Annotated in this window: 13 protein-coding genes; 4 read left to right on the plus strand and 9 right to left on the minus strand. The window is 66.8% G+C overall.

The window, feature by feature from the left end; genetic code table 11:
- Positions 1 to 24: 24 nt before the first annotated feature.
- From H3H36_RS00840 to wrbA, 6 genes are read right to left on the minus strand one after another with little or no spacing between them, the layout of a single operon-like run.
- Positions 25 to 1,107, minus strand: coding sequence for a lipocalin-like domain-containing protein (locus H3H36_RS00840; protein WP_182213086.1), 1,083 nt, complete (start codon positions 1,105 to 1,107; stop codon positions 25 to 27).
- Positions 1,108 to 1,109: 2 nt separating this feature from the next.
- Positions 1,110 to 3,710 (minus strand): FtsX-like permease family protein, encoded by a 2,601-nt coding sequence (locus tag H3H36_RS00845; RefSeq protein WP_182213087.1) that lies wholly within the window; start codon positions 3,708 to 3,710, stop codon positions 1,110 to 1,112.
- Entirely contained in the window at positions 3,695 to 4,144 is a 450-nt protein-coding gene (locus tag H3H36_RS00850; protein ID WP_182213088.1) for a DUF4124 domain-containing protein, read from the minus strand. Before H3H36_RS00850 ends, H3H36_RS00845 begins: the two co-directional genes overlap by 16 nt.
- Entirely contained in the window at positions 4,141 to 5,568 is a 1,428-nt protein-coding gene (locus tag H3H36_RS00855; RefSeq protein ID WP_182213089.1) for an FAD-binding oxidoreductase, read from the minus strand. Before H3H36_RS00855 ends, H3H36_RS00850 begins: the two co-directional genes overlap by 4 nt.
- Complete coding sequence (locus tag H3H36_RS00860; protein ID WP_375539558.1) at positions 5,565 to 5,972, minus strand: DUF2069 domain-containing protein; 408 nt, start codon at positions 5,970 to 5,972, stop codon at positions 5,565 to 5,567. The genes H3H36_RS00855 and H3H36_RS00860 overlap by 4 nt, the downstream gene beginning before the upstream one ends.
- On the minus strand, positions 5,969 to 6,577 hold the full coding sequence (gene wrbA / locus H3H36_RS00865; protein ID WP_182213090.1) for an NAD(P)H:quinone oxidoreductase: 609 nt from the start codon (positions 6,575 to 6,577) through the stop codon (positions 5,969 to 5,971). Before wrbA ends, H3H36_RS00860 begins: the two co-directional genes overlap by 4 nt.
- Positions 6,578 to 6,665: 88 nt before the next feature.
- Between wrbA and H3H36_RS00870 the strand changes: the two genes are divergently transcribed.
- On the plus strand, positions 6,666 to 8,003 hold the full coding sequence (locus H3H36_RS00870; RefSeq protein WP_229219652.1) for a YihY family inner membrane protein: 1,338 nt from the start codon (positions 6,666 to 6,668) through the stop codon (positions 8,001 to 8,003).
- Positions 8,004 to 8,044: 41 nt separating this feature from the next.
- Here H3H36_RS00870 and H3H36_RS00875 read toward each other — a convergent pair whose 3' ends face one another.
- Both H3H36_RS00875 and H3H36_RS00880 read right to left on the minus strand, forming a co-directional pair.
- The gene (locus H3H36_RS00875) at positions 8,045 to 8,848 is read right to left on the minus strand and encodes an alpha/beta fold hydrolase (RefSeq protein WP_182213092.1); all 804 of its coding nucleotides are present in this window, start codon (positions 8,846 to 8,848) and stop codon (positions 8,045 to 8,047) included.
- A gap of 1 nt (position 8,849) precedes the next feature.
- The gene (locus tag H3H36_RS00880; protein ID WP_182213093.1) at positions 8,850 to 10,160 is read right to left on the minus strand and encodes an O-acetylhomoserine aminocarboxypropyltransferase; all 1,311 of its coding nucleotides are present in this window, start codon (positions 10,158 to 10,160) and stop codon (positions 8,850 to 8,852) included.
- 197 nt (positions 10,161 to 10,357) lie between these two features.
- Between H3H36_RS00880 and H3H36_RS00885 the strand changes: the two genes are divergently transcribed.
- Entirely contained in the window at positions 10,358 to 10,804 is a 447-nt protein-coding gene (locus tag H3H36_RS00885; protein WP_182164089.1) for a CBS domain-containing protein, read from the plus strand.
- A gap of 86 nt (positions 10,805 to 10,890) precedes the next feature.
- Here H3H36_RS00885 and H3H36_RS00890 read toward each other — a convergent pair whose 3' ends face one another.
- Complete coding sequence (locus H3H36_RS00890) at positions 10,891 to 13,152, minus strand: GGDEF/EAL domain-containing response regulator (protein ID WP_182213094.1); 2,262 nt, start codon at positions 13,150 to 13,152, stop codon at positions 10,891 to 10,893.
- Positions 13,153 to 13,405: 253 nt separating this feature from the next.
- Between H3H36_RS00890 and aroC the strand changes: the two genes are divergently transcribed.
- Positions 13,406 to 14,515, plus strand: coding sequence for a chorismate synthase (gene aroC / locus H3H36_RS00895; RefSeq protein ID WP_182213095.1), 1,110 nt, complete (start codon positions 13,406 to 13,408; stop codon positions 14,513 to 14,515).
- 89 nt (positions 14,516 to 14,604) lie between these two features.
- Positions 14,605 to 15,759, plus strand: a complete 1,155-nt coding sequence (locus H3H36_RS00900) for an MFS transporter (RefSeq protein ID WP_182213096.1) — start codon at positions 14,605 to 14,607, stop codon at positions 15,757 to 15,759.
- Positions 15,760 to 15,768: the final 9 nt, after the last annotated feature.

The raw sequence follows: 15,768 nt of genomic DNA on the forward strand, positions 1-15,768 counted from the left end.
TGGCAGTATTAGTGGTAATCGTTTTCATAATTTCATGGCCCCCGCATACCCGGTCAGTTCCAGGTAGGCGCGGCCCGCCGGTACGCCGTCGCGGCTGACCGTAACGGCGCCTTCCCAGTACACGGCGCCGGTCGAGCGCCGCGAATCGAGCTCCTGGTCGTCCTGCAGCGGCACGATGCGCCACGCGGTACGGCCGGTGGTGAGCAAGGTGGCGACGGGATACTCGGCATTGGTGCGGGGCGAACGCCACCGCCGCTGCGGGGTAAAACTGACCTGGTCCGGCGCGTAATGCGTGATCTTACCGGATGCATCGCGCCATGTCGCGTGCGCCCATAGTTTACCACCTGTGGCGCTTCTGATCTGGAAAGCCATCAGGGCCCCGCCGTCGTCCAGGTTGGCGCCCACCCAGTCCCAGCCCGAAGCGGCCGGATCGAGCACCTGGGACGACCATTCGTGATCGAACCAGCTGCGCCCGGACACGGCCTGCGCCTTGCCCTGGCGCGTGACGGTGCCGGTCGTGGCCAGTTGCGGCTCGCTGTAGTAATAACTGGCCTGCGCTGGTTGCGGGCCTTTGCGCGAATAGCCGGCGTCGCCTTCCAACAACAGTGGCTGGGTGGGCGCCAGCCGCAGCGCCAGCGCAAAGGCGGGCGTGTCCACGCTGATGCGGTAGCTGCCGTCGGCGTCGCGCACCATGCGCCAGGCGTCGAGCTTGACGTCGGTGTCGCCCACCTTGGCATAGGCCAGGCCGAAGCCCTCGCGCGCGCTGCGCTGGTCGTGCAGCAGCTTGCCATGGACCGGATCGGACAGGGCGGCGTGGCCGATGATCATCTGTTTGGGCGCGAAGCGGCTGGGATTGGCCCGGTCATGCGGGGTGGCGCTGCGGAAGAACGTGACCTGGTAGCCCAATGGCTTGCCATCCGGCCCCGTGAGCCAGCCCGTCACGTACCACCATTCCGTCTTGAATTCAGGATGGGCGCCGTAGCTGGCCGGGAAGGGCAGCGGCGCGGCCAGCGGCGTGACGGCGGCGTATTGCGGCGGCGCGGCCAGCGCCGGCGTGGACAGGATGGCCGCCACCATCAGCACGAAACTGGATGCCAGGCGTTTCATCGTTACCAGTCCTCCCTTACCGCGCGTATCGGCCCGCCGGACAGGGCCTGGCGTCCGGACAGCAGCGCCGTCAACGCGGCGGCGCCCAGCAGCAGGGAGGCCACGGTGGCCAGCAGGCCCCAGGGCAGGTGCAGCTGCATGGTCCAGTGGAACGATTGCGGGTTGATGACGAAAACGAGGATCAGGCTGATGAACCAGCCCAGTACGAAGCCGGTGACGATGCCCAATCCCGTCAGCGAACCGCCTTCGATGGCGAGGATGGCAAGCACCTGGCGCCGTGTGACGCCCACGTGGCGCAGCATGCCGAATTCGCGCGCCCGCGCCAGCGTCTGCGCGGAAAACGTGGCCGCCACGCCGAACAGGCCGATCACGATGGCGATGGCTTCCAGCAGATAGGTGATGGCGAAGCTGCGGTCGAACACCTGCATGCTCATGGCGCGGATGTCGGACGGCTGGCCGACATCCAGGCGCGCGCCGAACGGCAGGCGCTTCAGGCGTTCGATCGCCTGCGCGGCGCTGGTGCCCGGTTGCAGCCACAGTGCCGCATCGCTCACTTCCAGGTCGCCGGTGATGGCACGGTAGTCGGCCAGGCGCATCTGGATCGAGCCGGTGGGCCGGGCGTAGTCGCGCCATACGCCAGCCACGAAGAAGGCATGCGATTGTCCGGCCAGCGGCAAGGTAATGCGCTGGCCACGCGCCATGCCATACAGGTCGACCATCGCTTCGGACACCCACACGGGCGGCACGCCGGCCGGGGCGGGCAGGGAGGGGCCGATCAATGGCAGCAGGCGGCCGGGATCGGCGGCATCGATATAGCGCGCCATCAGCGCCACATTGGGCCGGTCGGCCGCCAGCGATAGCGGGCGGACCCGCAGGAAGTCGGCCTTTTGCACGCCCGGCAGTGCGGCCAGCGCGGCCTGTTCCGGCGGCCGCAGGCCGGCCGTGGCGCCGCCGCTGGCCGAGCGCACGTACAGGTCGGCAGGCAGCAGGTGTTGCAGCCAGTCGTCCAGCGAGATGCGGAAACTGGCCACCATGATGGCCATGGCCACCATCAGGCTGAAGCTCGACAGCACGCCGCCCAGCGCGATACCGGCCTGGCCGGAGGCGTTGGCCAGGCGCGCCAGCGTCAGTGTCAGCACGGGCGAGGCGTCCGGCCGGTGGGCTGTGGCGGCGCTCCAGCGCGCGTGCGCGGCGCGGAACACGGTGGCGGCCAGGCGCGGCATGAGCGCGATGGTCCCGACCAGCAGCAGGGCGACGGACAGGTAGCCGAAGATCGGCAGTTCGAACACGGGCGGGGCGCGGCTGAGCAGCGCGGCCAGCGCCAGGCTGGCGACGGCCGGCCAGGTGGTGGCCACGCGCGCGATGGTGGCTTCTTCCGTGCCCGACTTGAGGGCGACGGCCGGCCGGGCGCGCGCCGCTTCCCATGCCGGCGCGGCGCAACCCAGCAGCGCCACACCCACGCCCAGTCCGAAATAGACGAACGCCGCCACCGGAGTGAACTGGACCGACGGCTGCACGCCGGCGAACAGGCCCGCGCCCAGGTCGGCGCCAAAAAAGCGCAGCATGGCGGCCGCGATGCCATAGCCGGCCGCGATCCCGATGGCTGATCCGACCACGCCCAGGCACAGCCCTTCCAGCAGGATCTGGCGCAGCAGCCGATGGCGGTCCATGCCCAGCACGCGCAGCAGGGCGAACTGGCTGCGGCGCCGGATCACGGACAGGGCCTGGGTCGAGAACACCAGGAAGGCGCCGGTGAACAGCGCCACCAGCGCCAGCACCGTCAGGTTGACGCGGTAGGCACGGCTCACGCCTTCGTTGCGGCTGTTCTGTTCCTGGTCGTTAGGCTGGCCGACGCGGAAGCGGCCTGGATAGCGGCGCTCGAGCTCCCGCGCCAGCTGGGTCTTGAAGGCCTCGCGGTCAACGCCGTCGCGCAGCTTGAAGTCGATGCGCGACAACTGGCCCAGCTTGTCGAAGCGCCATTGGGCTGCGCCGATGTCCATGACGCCCAGGCGCTGGCCCGCACGCGCATGCAGCAACGGACCGGCCACGCGCAGGCGCACGGTGTCGGTGCCGCTTTGCAGTGCCAGCGTGTCTTTCGGCTTCAGCCTGAGCCAGGACAGGGCGGCGGGCGACAGGAAGATGGCGTCGTCGGCCAGTGCGTCGTAGGGCTGGTCGTCCGCCGGCACGCCCATCAGGTCCGGTGTGACGAACGCGGCCCGCATGGCGTCCACGCCGATCACTTTGAGTGCGTTGCGCTGGCCCGGCAGCGACGCGTCAAATTCCAGCACGGGCGAGGCGACGGCCACGCCGTCGCGGGTGGCCAGGTCGGGATAGACCGTTTCGTCGAAAAACGCTTCCGTGCCGCGCACCTGCACGTCGGCCACGCCCGACAAGCCCTTGATGGCGGACGAGAATTCGTTGAACGCGGCGGCGTTGATCAGGTGGATGGCGAAACCGAGCGCGATGCCGATGGCGATGGCGGCGATGGCCGTGACGGCGCGCACCGGGTGGGCGCGCCATTCGCCCAGCAGCAGCCAACGCGACAGGCGGCGCAAGCCGGCGGCCACGGTGCTGCGGTCAGGCGTGGCTAGGACTGCGGGCATTCGAGCGCCAGTTTGTCGGCCGCATACCGGGCCCGCAGCTGCGCGTGGGTGGCCGCTTTGCCACTGGCGCTCCTGGCCGCATCGTCGGCCCATTGACGTTGCAGTGCGAGGCGGCCACATTTCAGCCGTCTGGCTTCGGCGGCGCGCTCGGCGCGGGCCTGGGCGCGCGCATCGGCCTTGTCCCGTTTCTCGCGTTCCTTCTGGAGCGTGTCCGCTTCGCGCCTGGCGCCGGCCAGTTCGGCGGCGGAACTGGCCGCCGCGTTGGCGGATGGCGTGGCCGGCGCATTCAGTACAACGCCGCGTCCGTCCGCGCACGGCTCGGTGCCGTAGCTGATCTTGCCGTCGTCGGACGTGCATTTATAAACTGGCTGCGCGCAGGCGCCGGCGGACCACAGCAGGCCGGCGGCGATCAGCAGGCGCGCCAGCCCGGTCACAGGATCTTCCCCGGATTCATGATGCCCAGCGGGTCCAGCGCGGCCTTGATGGCCCGCATCAGGTCCAGCTCCACGGCGCTCTTGTAGTGCGCAAGTTCATCGCGCTTGAGCGCGCCGATGCCATGTTCGGCCGAGATGGAGCCGCCAAACGTCACCACGCTGTCGTGCACCACGCGGTTGACGGCGGCCTGGTTGGCCAGGAAGGCTTCGTGCCCGATGCCGTCCGGCGGCGCCACGTTGAAGTGCAGGTTGCCGTCGCCCAGGTGGCCGAAGCACACCAGCTGGCAACCGGGGAAAGCCTGTTGCAGCAAGGGCTCCGTGGTGGCGATGAATTGCGCGATGCGCGACACGGGCAGCGAGATGTCGTGCTTGATGTTCTTGCCGGCCGCGGCCTGCGCCAGCGGGATATGTTCGCGCAGCTGCCACAATCCGGCCGACTGCGCGATCGAGCTGGCCACCACGGCATCGTCGATGATGGCTTGTTCCAGCGCCGCGCCGATGGCGTTTTCCAGCAGCGCTACGGCATGCGGCTCGGACTCGTTACTTGATAACTCAAGTAATACATACTGGCCGTGCTGCGCCGCGAACGGCTTGGGCAGCTGGGGGAAATGCTGCGCCACCAGCGCCAGGCAGAATCCGGACATCAGCTCGAAGCCCGTCAGGCTGGCGCCGCAGCGGTCCTGCATCAAGGTCAGCAAACGCAGCGCGTGCTCCGGTGTGGGCAGCGCGGCCAGCGCCGTGATGCAGGCTTTGGGCTGCGGATACAGCTTGAGCACCGCGCCCGTGATCACGCCCAGCGTGCCTTCCGCGCCGATGTACAGGTCGCGCAAGTCGTAGCCCGTATTGTCCTTGCGCAGGCCGCGCAAGCCATCCCACAACTGGCCTTGCGGCGTCACCACTTCCAGGCCCAGGCACAGTTCGCGCGTGTTCCCGTAGCGCAGGACGGCCGTGCCGCCCGCATTGGTGGAGAGGTTGCCGCCGATGCTGCAACTGCCTTCGGCCGCCAGCGAGAGCGGGAACAGGCAGCCTTCGGCCGCTGCCGCTTCCTGCACCTGCTGCAGGATGCAGCCCGCGTCGACCGTGATGGTGCGGTTGACGGGGTCGACGGCGCGGATGCGGTTCAGGCGTGCCAGCGACAGCACCACCGCGTCGCCGCTGGCGTCGGGCACGCTGCCCAGCACCAGGCCCGTGCGCCCGCCTTGCGGCACCAGAGGCACCCGCCACTGCGCGCAGGCCGCCACCAGCAGGCGCACCTGCTCGACCGAGGCTGGCCGCAGCACGGCGGCGGCCTTGCCGGTGAAGCGGCCGCGCCAGTCGGTCAGGTAGGGCGCCATGCCGGCGTCGTCGCAGACGACGAATTCATCGCCCACCACGCCGCGGCAGTGGGTCAGGAAATCCTGCAGGGAGGTGGTGGACAGGCTCATTTTGCGCGGTTGACTTTATCGAGCAGTTCCTTGGCCATGCGCTTGGCGGCCTTCTTGTAGGGGCGCAGGTACAGCACGGCGCACACGAAATAGACGCACACAATGGCCGCCTCGCCCCAGCCCAGCCAGGCCGACATCGTGCCCTTGTCGCTGTAGCCGCGCACCACGCCCTCCGTGAAGTACAGCAGGATCATCATGGACGACCATTGCAGCGTGTAGATGTCGCGCTTGAACACGCCGTACAGGGGGACCAGCAGCGGTACGGCCTTGAGCACCACCCACGAGCCGCCCGGATGCAGCGGCGCCAGTACCATTTCCCACAACACGCACCAGATGATGAGCAACACCAGGCTGGCCATGGCGCCCCGGTGGAAGTAGCGATGCAGCTTATCGTTGACCATCATTGCTCCCGCAGTTTGACGGCCGTCTCGGCCAGGCGCCGGCCCAGCGCGACGGCCAGCCGTTTTTCGTCATCCGTGATGGCCAGTTTGCCATCGAGTCCCGCCCAGTGGCTTGCGCCATATGGGGTGCCGCCGCTGGCCGTGGTCATCAGTTCGGGATGGGTGTAGGGCAGGCCCAGCACCATCATCCCGTGGTGGAACAGCGGGATCATCATCGACAGCAACGTCGATTCCTGGCCGCCGTGCAGGCTGCCCGTGGACGTGAACACGCAGGCCGGCTTGCCCGCCAGGGTGCCGGACAGCCACTCGGCCGAGGTGCCGTCCCAAAAATACTTCATGGCCGAGGCCATGTTGCCAAAGCGCGTGGGCGAGCCCAGGGCCAGCCCGGCGCATTCCTTCAAGTCATCCAGTTCCACGTAAGGCGCGCCCTCGGGCGGCACCTCCGGCTGCGTCGCCACCGTCACCGTGGAGACGGCCGGCACCGTGCGCAACCGGGCGTCGCAGCCGGCGACGCTTTCGATGCCTTGTGCAATCAGTTCCGCCAATTTGCGGGTCGCGCCATGACGCGAATAGAACAATACGAGAATAATCAGATTGGATTGGTTCATGGGAGGTATTATAGGGCCCTTTGACGGGTGGCATGACTGCTACTCTTGCATCCTGATTATCGAGTCCATGTTTTTAAAAACCGTTTCCATGTTCTGGCAATTCCTGAAACAGCGCTGCATCGGGGGCGCGGAGGCCGTGAAGTCGCTGTCGTGGCAGCAGATCCGCGACCTGCTGCTGTTCGCGCGCCGCCGCCTGCGCGAGGAAAGCCTGACCCAGGTGGCCGGCAGCCTCACCTTCACGTCCGTGTTCGCGCTGGTGCCGCTGCTGACGATCGCGCTGGCCATCTTCACCACCTTCCCGATGTTTAACACCTTCCGCAATTCGCTGGACGCCTATTTTATCCAGAGTGTGATGCCGAAGGCGATCGCCAACACCATCATGGGCTACCTGACGGGCTTCGCGGCCAAGGCCACGCGCTTGTCGGCCGTGGGCGCGGTGGCGCTGGTGGTGACATCGGTGGCCATGATGAATACGATCGAACAGGTGTTCAACCGGATCTGGCAGGTGCGCCGTGAGCGGGGCTGGACCAAGCGCATCCTCGTCTATTGGGCCCTGATCACGCTGGGGCCACTGCTGATCGGCGCCTCGCTGACCCTGTCGTCGCACTTCTTCATGGCCACCAGCGACCTGGTGGGCGGTATCCCCGTGCTGGGTGCGCTGGTCTACACGATCTTGTCGATCGCCCTGACGACGGCCAGTTTCACGCTGCTGTACGTGATCGTGCCCAACCGCGAGGTCGAATGGCGCGACGCGGCCTGGGGCGGGCTGGTGGCCGGCCTGGCGTTCGAGGTGGCCAAGCGCGGCTTCGCCGTGTTCATCACGCATTCGCCCAGCTATTCGAAGATCTACGGCGCGCTGGCTGCCTTGCCGCTGTTCCTGCTGTGGGTGTACGTGTCGTGGCTGATCACGCTGGTGGGCGCGCTGCTGGTGGCGGCGCTGCCGGTGGTGAAGTACGAGCGGTGGTGGCACGAGGCCGTTCCCGGCGGTGAGTTCGTGGACGCCATGGCCATCCTGAAAGTGCTGTACGCGGCGCGCCAGAACAGCGACACGGCGCTGGTGAGCGCGGGCGCCATCCGCCGCGCCACGCGGCTCGGCTTCGATGAAATGGATCAGCTGCTCGAAAGAATGGCGGGCGCAGGCTGGGTGGGGCGGATGCAGACGGAAGCGCCGCGCCGGGTCCAGTGGGGCAAGCGGGTCAGCGACGGCGGCGACCATTGGGTATTGCTGGCCAACGTGGCGCGCCTGACGCTGGCCGACGTCTACCGCCTGTTCGTGTTCGGCGGCATGCCCGTCAACGCCGGGGTGGTGGCCGAGGACGACGAGCGCGACGTGCGCGCCGCCCGTGACGCGGCCGCACTGGCGCGCGCGGTGGAAAGCGCCGTCGAGCAGGGATTGGGGCGGACGCTGGCCGAGCAGTTCGGCTAGTCGCTCGGCCGGCGCGCCACGGCGCCGGCCAGGATCACGCGCTATCGGCTGACAAAGCCGTAGAGCGCATCGAGCACCGCGTCCGGCTGTTCGGACATGAGCGAGTGGCCGCTGTCGACCTGCACCACCTTGCCGTGGGCGATGGTGGAGGTGAGCAGCTTGGTCGAGCGCGGTGGCGTCATCATGTCCTTGCGGCCGAACAGGAACAGGGTGGGGCAGCGCACCGATTGCGCGGCCGCTTCGCCGTTGGCGTAGCTGTTGCAGGCGCTGAAATCCGTGTGGAACACGAGCGCGGGATTGATGGCCGAGATGCGCTGCATCAGCCGCCGCGCGCCATCCATGACGGAAGTGCCCGGACCGGCGCTGGACGGCCGGCGCGTGGCCGACGAGTGCGACCAGATGTTGACCATGTCGATGGCCGCCGCTTCATCGGTGCGCGCAGTTTCCAGCAGCGCGTCCGACACCTTCATCGGATAGGTCGAACCGATCATGCCCAGGTGCGTGACCCGCTGCGGCGCCCGGAACGCCGCTTCCAGCGCGATCAGCGATCCCATGCTGTGCCCGAACAGGGCTGCCTGCCGCACGCCGGCCGCGTCCAGCACGGCCAGCAGCCAGTCGGCCAGCGCTTCCACGCTGGCCTTGGCCGCGCCCTGGCTGCGGCCGTGGCCCGGCAAGTCCACGGCCAGCACGCCGTAGCCATGGTGGGCGAAAAAGCGCGTCTGCAGCGTCCACACGCTGTGGTCGTTCTGCGCGCCGTGGATGAAGACCACGGTGGGCAGGCTGGCATCGAACGGCTTGCCGCCGGTGTAGCAATAGGCGTCCACGCCTTCCACGTTGAGCAGCATGTCAGGCTCCTTGCTGGGACAGTTTGAGGCCGCGGGCCAGGTCTTCGATCAGGTCGTCCGCATCCTCCAGGCCGACGGACAGGCGCATCGTGCTTTCCGTGATGCCGGAAGCGGCCAGTTGGTCGGTGGGCACGCGGAAGTGGGTGGTCGAGGCGGGATGGATGACGAGCGACTTCGCGTCGCCCACGTTGGCCAGGTGCGAGAATACCTGCAGGCCTTCCACGAAGCGCTTGCCGGCCGCGCGGTCGCCCTTGATGGTGAACGACAGCACGGCGCCGCAGCCCTTGGGCAGCAGGGTCTTGGCCAGTTCGTAGTCGGGATGGGTGGGCAGTTCAGGGTAGGACACGGCCTCCACGGCCGGGTTGGACAGCAGGAATTCGGCCACCTTGCGGGTGTTGGCCACGTGCCGTTCCATGCGCAGGCCCAGCGTCTCCACGCCTTGCAGGATGGCGAACGCGTTGTGCGGGCTCATGATGGCGCCAAAGTCGCGCAGCCCTTCGCGCCGCGCGCGCAGCGCGAATGCGCCGACGGTGGATTCTTCCGTGAACACCATGCCATGGAAGCCGTCATACGGTTCGCACAGTTCGGCGTAGCGCCCCGTCTTGTCGTGCGCGGCCTGCCAGTCGAAGGTGCCGCCGTCCACCAGCAAGCCGCCCATGGCCGTGCCGTGGCCGCACAGGAACTTGGTGGCCGAGTGGAACACGAGGTCGGCGCCGTGCTCGCACGGGCGCAGCAGCCAGGGCGTGGTGAAGGTGGAGTCGACCATCAGCGGCAAGTGGTGTTCGTGCGCCAGCGCCGCCACTTGCGGCACGTTGAGCACGTCCAGGCCCGGATTGCCCAGCGTTTCGGCGAACAGCACCTTGGTGTTGGGGCGGATCGCGGCGCGCCACGCGTCGATGTCGCGCGGATCGACGAAGGTGGTCTCGATGCCGAAGCGCTTGAGCGTGTAGGCCAGCAGGTTGTGCGAGCCGCCGTACAGCGCGCGCGAAGCGACGATGTGCGAGCCGGCGCCGGCGATGGTGCACAGCCCCAGGTGCATGGCGGCCTGGCCGCTGGCCGTGGCGATGCCGGCCACGCCGCCTTCGAGCGCGGCGATGCGTTCTTCCAGCACGGCGTTGGTCGGGTTGCTGATGCGCGAGTAAACGTGGCCGGCGCGCTCCATGTTGAACAGCGAGGCCGCGTGATCGGCGTCCTGGAAGGCGAAGGCGGTGGTGAAGTAGATCGGGGTGGCGCGGGCGCCGGTGGCCGGGTCGGGTGACGCGCCGGCGTGCAGCGACAAAGTATCGAAGCCAGGGTAGTGTGGGCCGCTCATTGTGTCTCAGCTGGTTGGTTGGAATGCTGGGCATCCTACCCTGAAACGTGCAGTAGCAACAGTGGCAAAGAATGTTGCGTTTTGATTATCCGCAACGCTGGATTTTTTGACGGGCTTAGGCTACATTCGCTATAAGGCTACGACAAGTAGAAATCTCATTCATATAGCCCATCACAAAGCGGATAGGACGGCCCAAAATGAAAGTTTCCGAAATTCTCCAGGTTAAAGGCAATATTCTTTACACCATTTCCCCCGACCAGCCGCTGGTGGAAGCGGCCAACACGATGGCTGAGAAAGACATCGGCTCGCTGGTGGTGATGGAATTCGGTGATCTGGTTGGCATGCTGACCTTCCGTGAAGTGCTCAAGGCCGTGCACAGCAACGATGGCGCCGTGGGCGGCGGCACCGTGCGCAAGCACATGGACGACCACCCGATCACCGTCACGCCGGACACGGAAGTGAACGAAGTGCGCCGCATCATGCTGGAAAAGCACGCGCGCTATCTGCCCGTGATGAACGCCAAGACCCTGCTGGGCGTGATCTCGTTCTACGACGTGGCGCGCGCCGTGCTTGAAGCGCAGAGCTTCGAGAACCGCATGCTCAAGGCCTACATCCGCGACTGGCCGGCTGAAACGACGGAATAAGCGCCGCCGCGCCGCCAACAAAAAACGCTATCGGACGATAGCGTTTTTTTCGGCCGTACGGTGAGAGGGGGCCGTATCAGCGCGGGTCAGGCGGCGCCTTGCAGCGCGTCGTCGCTGAGCCAGCTGGTCAGCACGGGCGCCGTCATCGGGCGCGCGAACAGGAAGCCCTGGGCCAGCGGGCAGCCCAGCGTTTGCAGGATCATGGCCTGGCGTTCGTCTTCCACGCCTTCCGCGATCACGGCCAGGCCCAGGTTGCGGCCCAGCTGGATCACCATTTCGGCGATGCTGCTGCCGCGCGCGGAACCGGTGATCTCGGTGACGAAGGCGCGGTCGATCTTGAGCCGGTCGATCTGCAGCCGCTGCAGGTAGGACAGCGACGAGAAGCCGGTGCCGAAATCGTCGATGGCGATGCTGACGCCGGTCTGCTTGATCTGGGCCAGCATCTTGATCAGCAGGTCCGGTTCCTCCATGGCCATCGATTCCGTGATTTCCAGTTCCACGAATTCAGGCGGCGCCTTGGTATCCTCCAGCGCCGAGCGCAGCATCTCCAGGAAGTAGGGGTGGCGGAACTGCACCTGCGATACGTTAATCGACATCATGAAGTTGTCGTGGCCGGCCGCGCGCAATGTCACCAGTTCGCGCATGGCGGTGCGCATCACCCATTCGCCCAGGTCGATGATCAGGCCCGAATATTCGGCGATCGGGATGAAGCGGTCCGGCGAGATGAACTTGCCGTCCGGCGTCTGCCAGCGCAGCAGGGCTTCGGCGCCCATCGGCCGGCGCGTGACCAGGTCGATCTGCGGCTGGTACACCACGAACAGCTGGTCCTGGCCGAAGGCCGTGCGCAGCGCGTGCATCATGCGCACCCGCTCGCGGATCTCCACGCCCATGCTGCGCGAGAAGTAGAAGTGGCCGGCGCGTTGCTGCAGCTTGGCGCGCTTGAGGGCGATGTCGGCGTCCTTGAGCGCGTCGGCGCCGCTGCCGTCATGTTCGTTCAGGCGCACCAGGCCCAGGGTGGCCGACAGGCGCACGTCCTGGCCCTCGATGTTGAACGGGGTCTGGAACAGGGCCAGGATGCTGGCCGGGTTGACCTGGGTCGAGTCGCCCAGCACGCAGAAAATGTCGCCGCCGATGCGCGCCACCGTCAACTGCTCGCCCAGGCGCGACTGCAGGCGCTGGGCTACCGTCACCAGCAGCGTGTCGCCGAACTGGTGACCCAGCGCGTCGTTGGTTTCGGCGAAGTGGTCCAGGTCCACCAGCGACAGGGTGGCCGTTTCGCGGGCCGGGCTGGCCAGCATCTCGTCCAGGATTTCGATCAGGCGGGTGCGGTTGGGCAGCTTGGAGAGCTGGTCGTAGAACGCCGCATTGTGCAGGTGCGAGACCAGTTCCACGTTGTCCAGGCCCACGGCGACGTTGCTGCAGAATACTTCCAGCAGCCGCTCGTCGATGTCCGTCATGGCCCGCTGCATGTCGAGGAAGGCGACGAAGTCGCGGCTGGCTTTGCCGGCGAAATACAGTGTGATGTAATCGGGGCCGTACAGGTTGCGCCGCTCCGTGAGCGACTGCTCCATCGCCGCGTACATGCGCGGGTCGGCCTTGGCCGTCAGCTGCAAGCCTTCCAGGTGGCAGTAGGCGCCGGCCGTGGCCATCACCCGCCATTCGTCGCAGCCATCCTCCGGGCACTCGCGCACGCACAGGGCGCCGCTGGCCTGCTGGCCCATCAGCGAGGCCGACTGGTGCAGCACGCCGGCGGCGAAATTGTGCACGCCGTGCAGGGTCATCAGCTCGGTGCTGGCCAGCACGATCTGGTTCAGGCCGCGCCGGCTGTCGTTGATCTTGCGGATTTGCTCGTAGGAGCGGATGGCCGCCGTCACCGTCGTGTACAGCTTGATGCGGGTCAGCTCGGATTTGGTCTTGTAATCGTTGATGTCGAAATCGCGGATGGCGTCGATCTCGGGCGCGTAGCCCGGTTGGCCGGTGCGCAGGATGATGCGCACGTCGGTCAGTTTCAGCGTTTCGCGGATGTAGCGCACCAGGTGCAGGCCGGCGTCGTCCTGTTCCATGACCACGTCGAGCAGGATGACGGCGATTTCCTGTTCATGCTTGAGCATCTCGCGCGCCTGGCTGGCCGAATAGGCGTGCACGAATTCCAGCGGCCGGTGCTGCATGTCCAGGTTGCCCAGGGCAAAGGTGGTGGTCGAGTGCACATCCTCATCGTCGTCGATGATCATGACCCGCCAAACGCTGCGCGCGCCCGTCGCTTCCGCCGCCGCCGGGTGCTCTTCTAAGAATACCAGATCGTCGTGATCGTCCTTGGATTGCTCAAGGGGGGTGATCGATGGGGGCATGTGTCGCATCTCCAGGATATCTTGGTGTTCTCGGATTAAGTATATAGCGAATTGTTGCGGAGAACGACGTTTTCGGCAGTTTCCGGGCGGCATAAGGTGTCAAAGTGCAAGTTTTGTCGGGATGGCGACAACAAACGACGCGCCGAAATTTGTACTAGTGCGTACCATGTTGTCAAAATGCTGCCTGGCGGTCACGCCGGAGGCCATGGACTGGTAAAATGGCCGCTTCCTTCCTTCCACCATGACGATATCTATGTCCGGCAATACCTTTGGCAAGTTGTTTTCCGTAAGCACTTTTGGTGAATCCCACGGCCCCGCGATCGGTTGCGTGATCGATGGCTGCCCGCCGGGCCTGCCTTTGACCGAGGCCGATATCCAGCCCGAGCTGGATCGCCGCAAGCCCGGCACGTCGCGCCACGTGACCCAGCGCCAGGAGTCGGACACGGTGGAGATCCTGTCGGGCGTGTACCAGGGCGTCACCACCGGCACCCCGATTGCGCTGCTGATCCGCAACGAGGACCAGCGCAGCAAGGATTACGGCAACATCGTCGACAGCTTCCGCCCCGGCCACGCGGACTACACCTACTGGCACAAGTATGGCGTGCGCGATCCGCGCGGCGGCGGCCGCTCGTCGGCCCGCCTGACGGCGCCCGTGGTGGGCGCGTCCGCCATCGCCAAGAAGTGGCTGCACCAAAAGTATGGCACCGTGTTCAAGGGCTGCATGAGCCAGTTGGGCGATATCGCCGTGCCGTTCCAGGGCTGGGAGCACGTGGCCAACAACCCGTTCTTCGCCGCCAGCGGCGACGCCGACCTGATCGCGCGCATGGAAGCGGCCATGGATGAGCTGCGCAAGGCCGGCGACTCGATCGGTGCGCGCATCGATGTGATCGCGCAGAACGTGCCCGTGGGCCTGGGCCAGCCCATCTACGACAAGCTGGACGCCGACATCGCCTACGCCATGATGGGCATCAACGCCGTCAAGGGCGTGGAAATTGGCGCCGGTTTCGCCGCCGTGGCGCAAAAGGGCACCGAACATGGCGACGAGCTGACCCCGGAAGGCTTCATCGGCAACAACGCCGGCGGCGTGCTGGGTGGTATCTCCACCGGCCAGGACATCACCGTCTCCATCGCCATCAAGCCCACCTCGTCGATCCGCACGCCGCGCCGTTCGATCGACAAGGACGGTAATCCCGTGATGGTGGAAACCTTCGGCCGCCACGACCCGTGCGTGGGCATACGCGCCACGCCGATCGCCGAAGCCATGCTGGCCCTGGTGCTGATGGACCACGCGCTGATGCACCGCGCCCAGTGCGGCGATGTCCAGGTCACGACCCCCGACATCGCGCTGACGGCGCCGCGCTAAGCGTTCCTCATCAGGGCGGGGCGGGGCGGCGGCGCCCAGTTCCGCCAGTACCGTCGCAGTATCGTTATTCGCGCCGCAGAGTCCACGCCATGCCTGCCCAAGCCATCAGCTTCGCCCTGTTCCTGTGCGCCTACTACGCGCACGCGGGCACCTTCTCGACCTACGCCACGCTGTTCTTCGCCGGCAAAGGCATGAGCGTGGGGCAGATCGGCGTGTTGATGTCGATGATCCAGGTGCTGCGCATCGTTGGCCCTAACGTATGGGGCTACGTGGCCGACCACAGCGAGCGGCGCGTCTGGGTGCTGCGCATGACGGGCGTGGCCGCGCTGACGGCGTTCTCCGGTTTCTTCTTTGGCCAGACCTTCGTCCAGTTGCTGCTGGCGATGGTGCTGCTCAACCTGTTTACCAGCGCCCAGGGGCCCCTGTGTGAAGCGTTGATGCTGTCGGAGATGCGGGGCGACCTGACCTACTATGGCCGCATCCGGCTGTGGGGCTCGATCGGCTTCATCGTCAGCGTGATGCTGGCCGCCTACGCGCTCGACGCCTGGGGCATCATGGCCTTGCCGTGGATCGCCGGCGGCCTGCTGGTGTGCGTGCTGCTGGCCAGCCTGCGTCTGAAGGAAGTGAAGCGGCTGGAACACAAGACGGCGCCGCCGCCGTTGTGGATGCTGCTGCGCCGGCGCGAGGTGATCGCCTTCTTCTGCTCCACGGCGCTGATGGTGTCGGCCCACACGGCCTTGTACACCTTCTACTCGCTGTACCTGGAGCGCCACGGCTACAGCAAGACCCTGATCGGCACCATGTGGTCGCTGGGGGTGACGGCCGAGGTGCTGCTGTTCTATTTTCAGGCGCCGCTGTTCCGCCGCTGGGGCGCGCGGCGCCTGATGTACGTGGCGCTGGGCGTGGGTGTGCTGCGCTTCGCGCTGATCGGCGCCGCGCCGCAGCAGGTGGCGCTGCTGGCCGGCGCCCAGCTGCTGCACGCGGCCACCTTCGCGCTGCATCATTCGGCGTCCGTCACCACCTTGCAGCGCTGGTTCTCCGGGCCGTTGCAGGCGCGCGGGCAGGCGCTGTTCATCAGCCTGTCGTATGGCATCGGTGGTTCGCTCGGGGGCTTGTTCCTGGCCCAGTGCTGGCAGCGCCTGGGGCCGCAGTCGGTGTACTTCGTGGCGTCGCTGATGGTGCTGGGCGCGGCGCTGGCTGCCGCGCTGTCGTTCCGCTGGCAGCGCCTGGATAGCCTGCGCTAGCCTGGCGGG

The sequence above is a fragment of the Rugamonas fusca genome, from assembly GCF_014042365.1.
Classification (GTDB): domain Bacteria; phylum Pseudomonadota; class Gammaproteobacteria; order Burkholderiales; family Burkholderiaceae_D; genus Rugamonas; species Rugamonas fusca.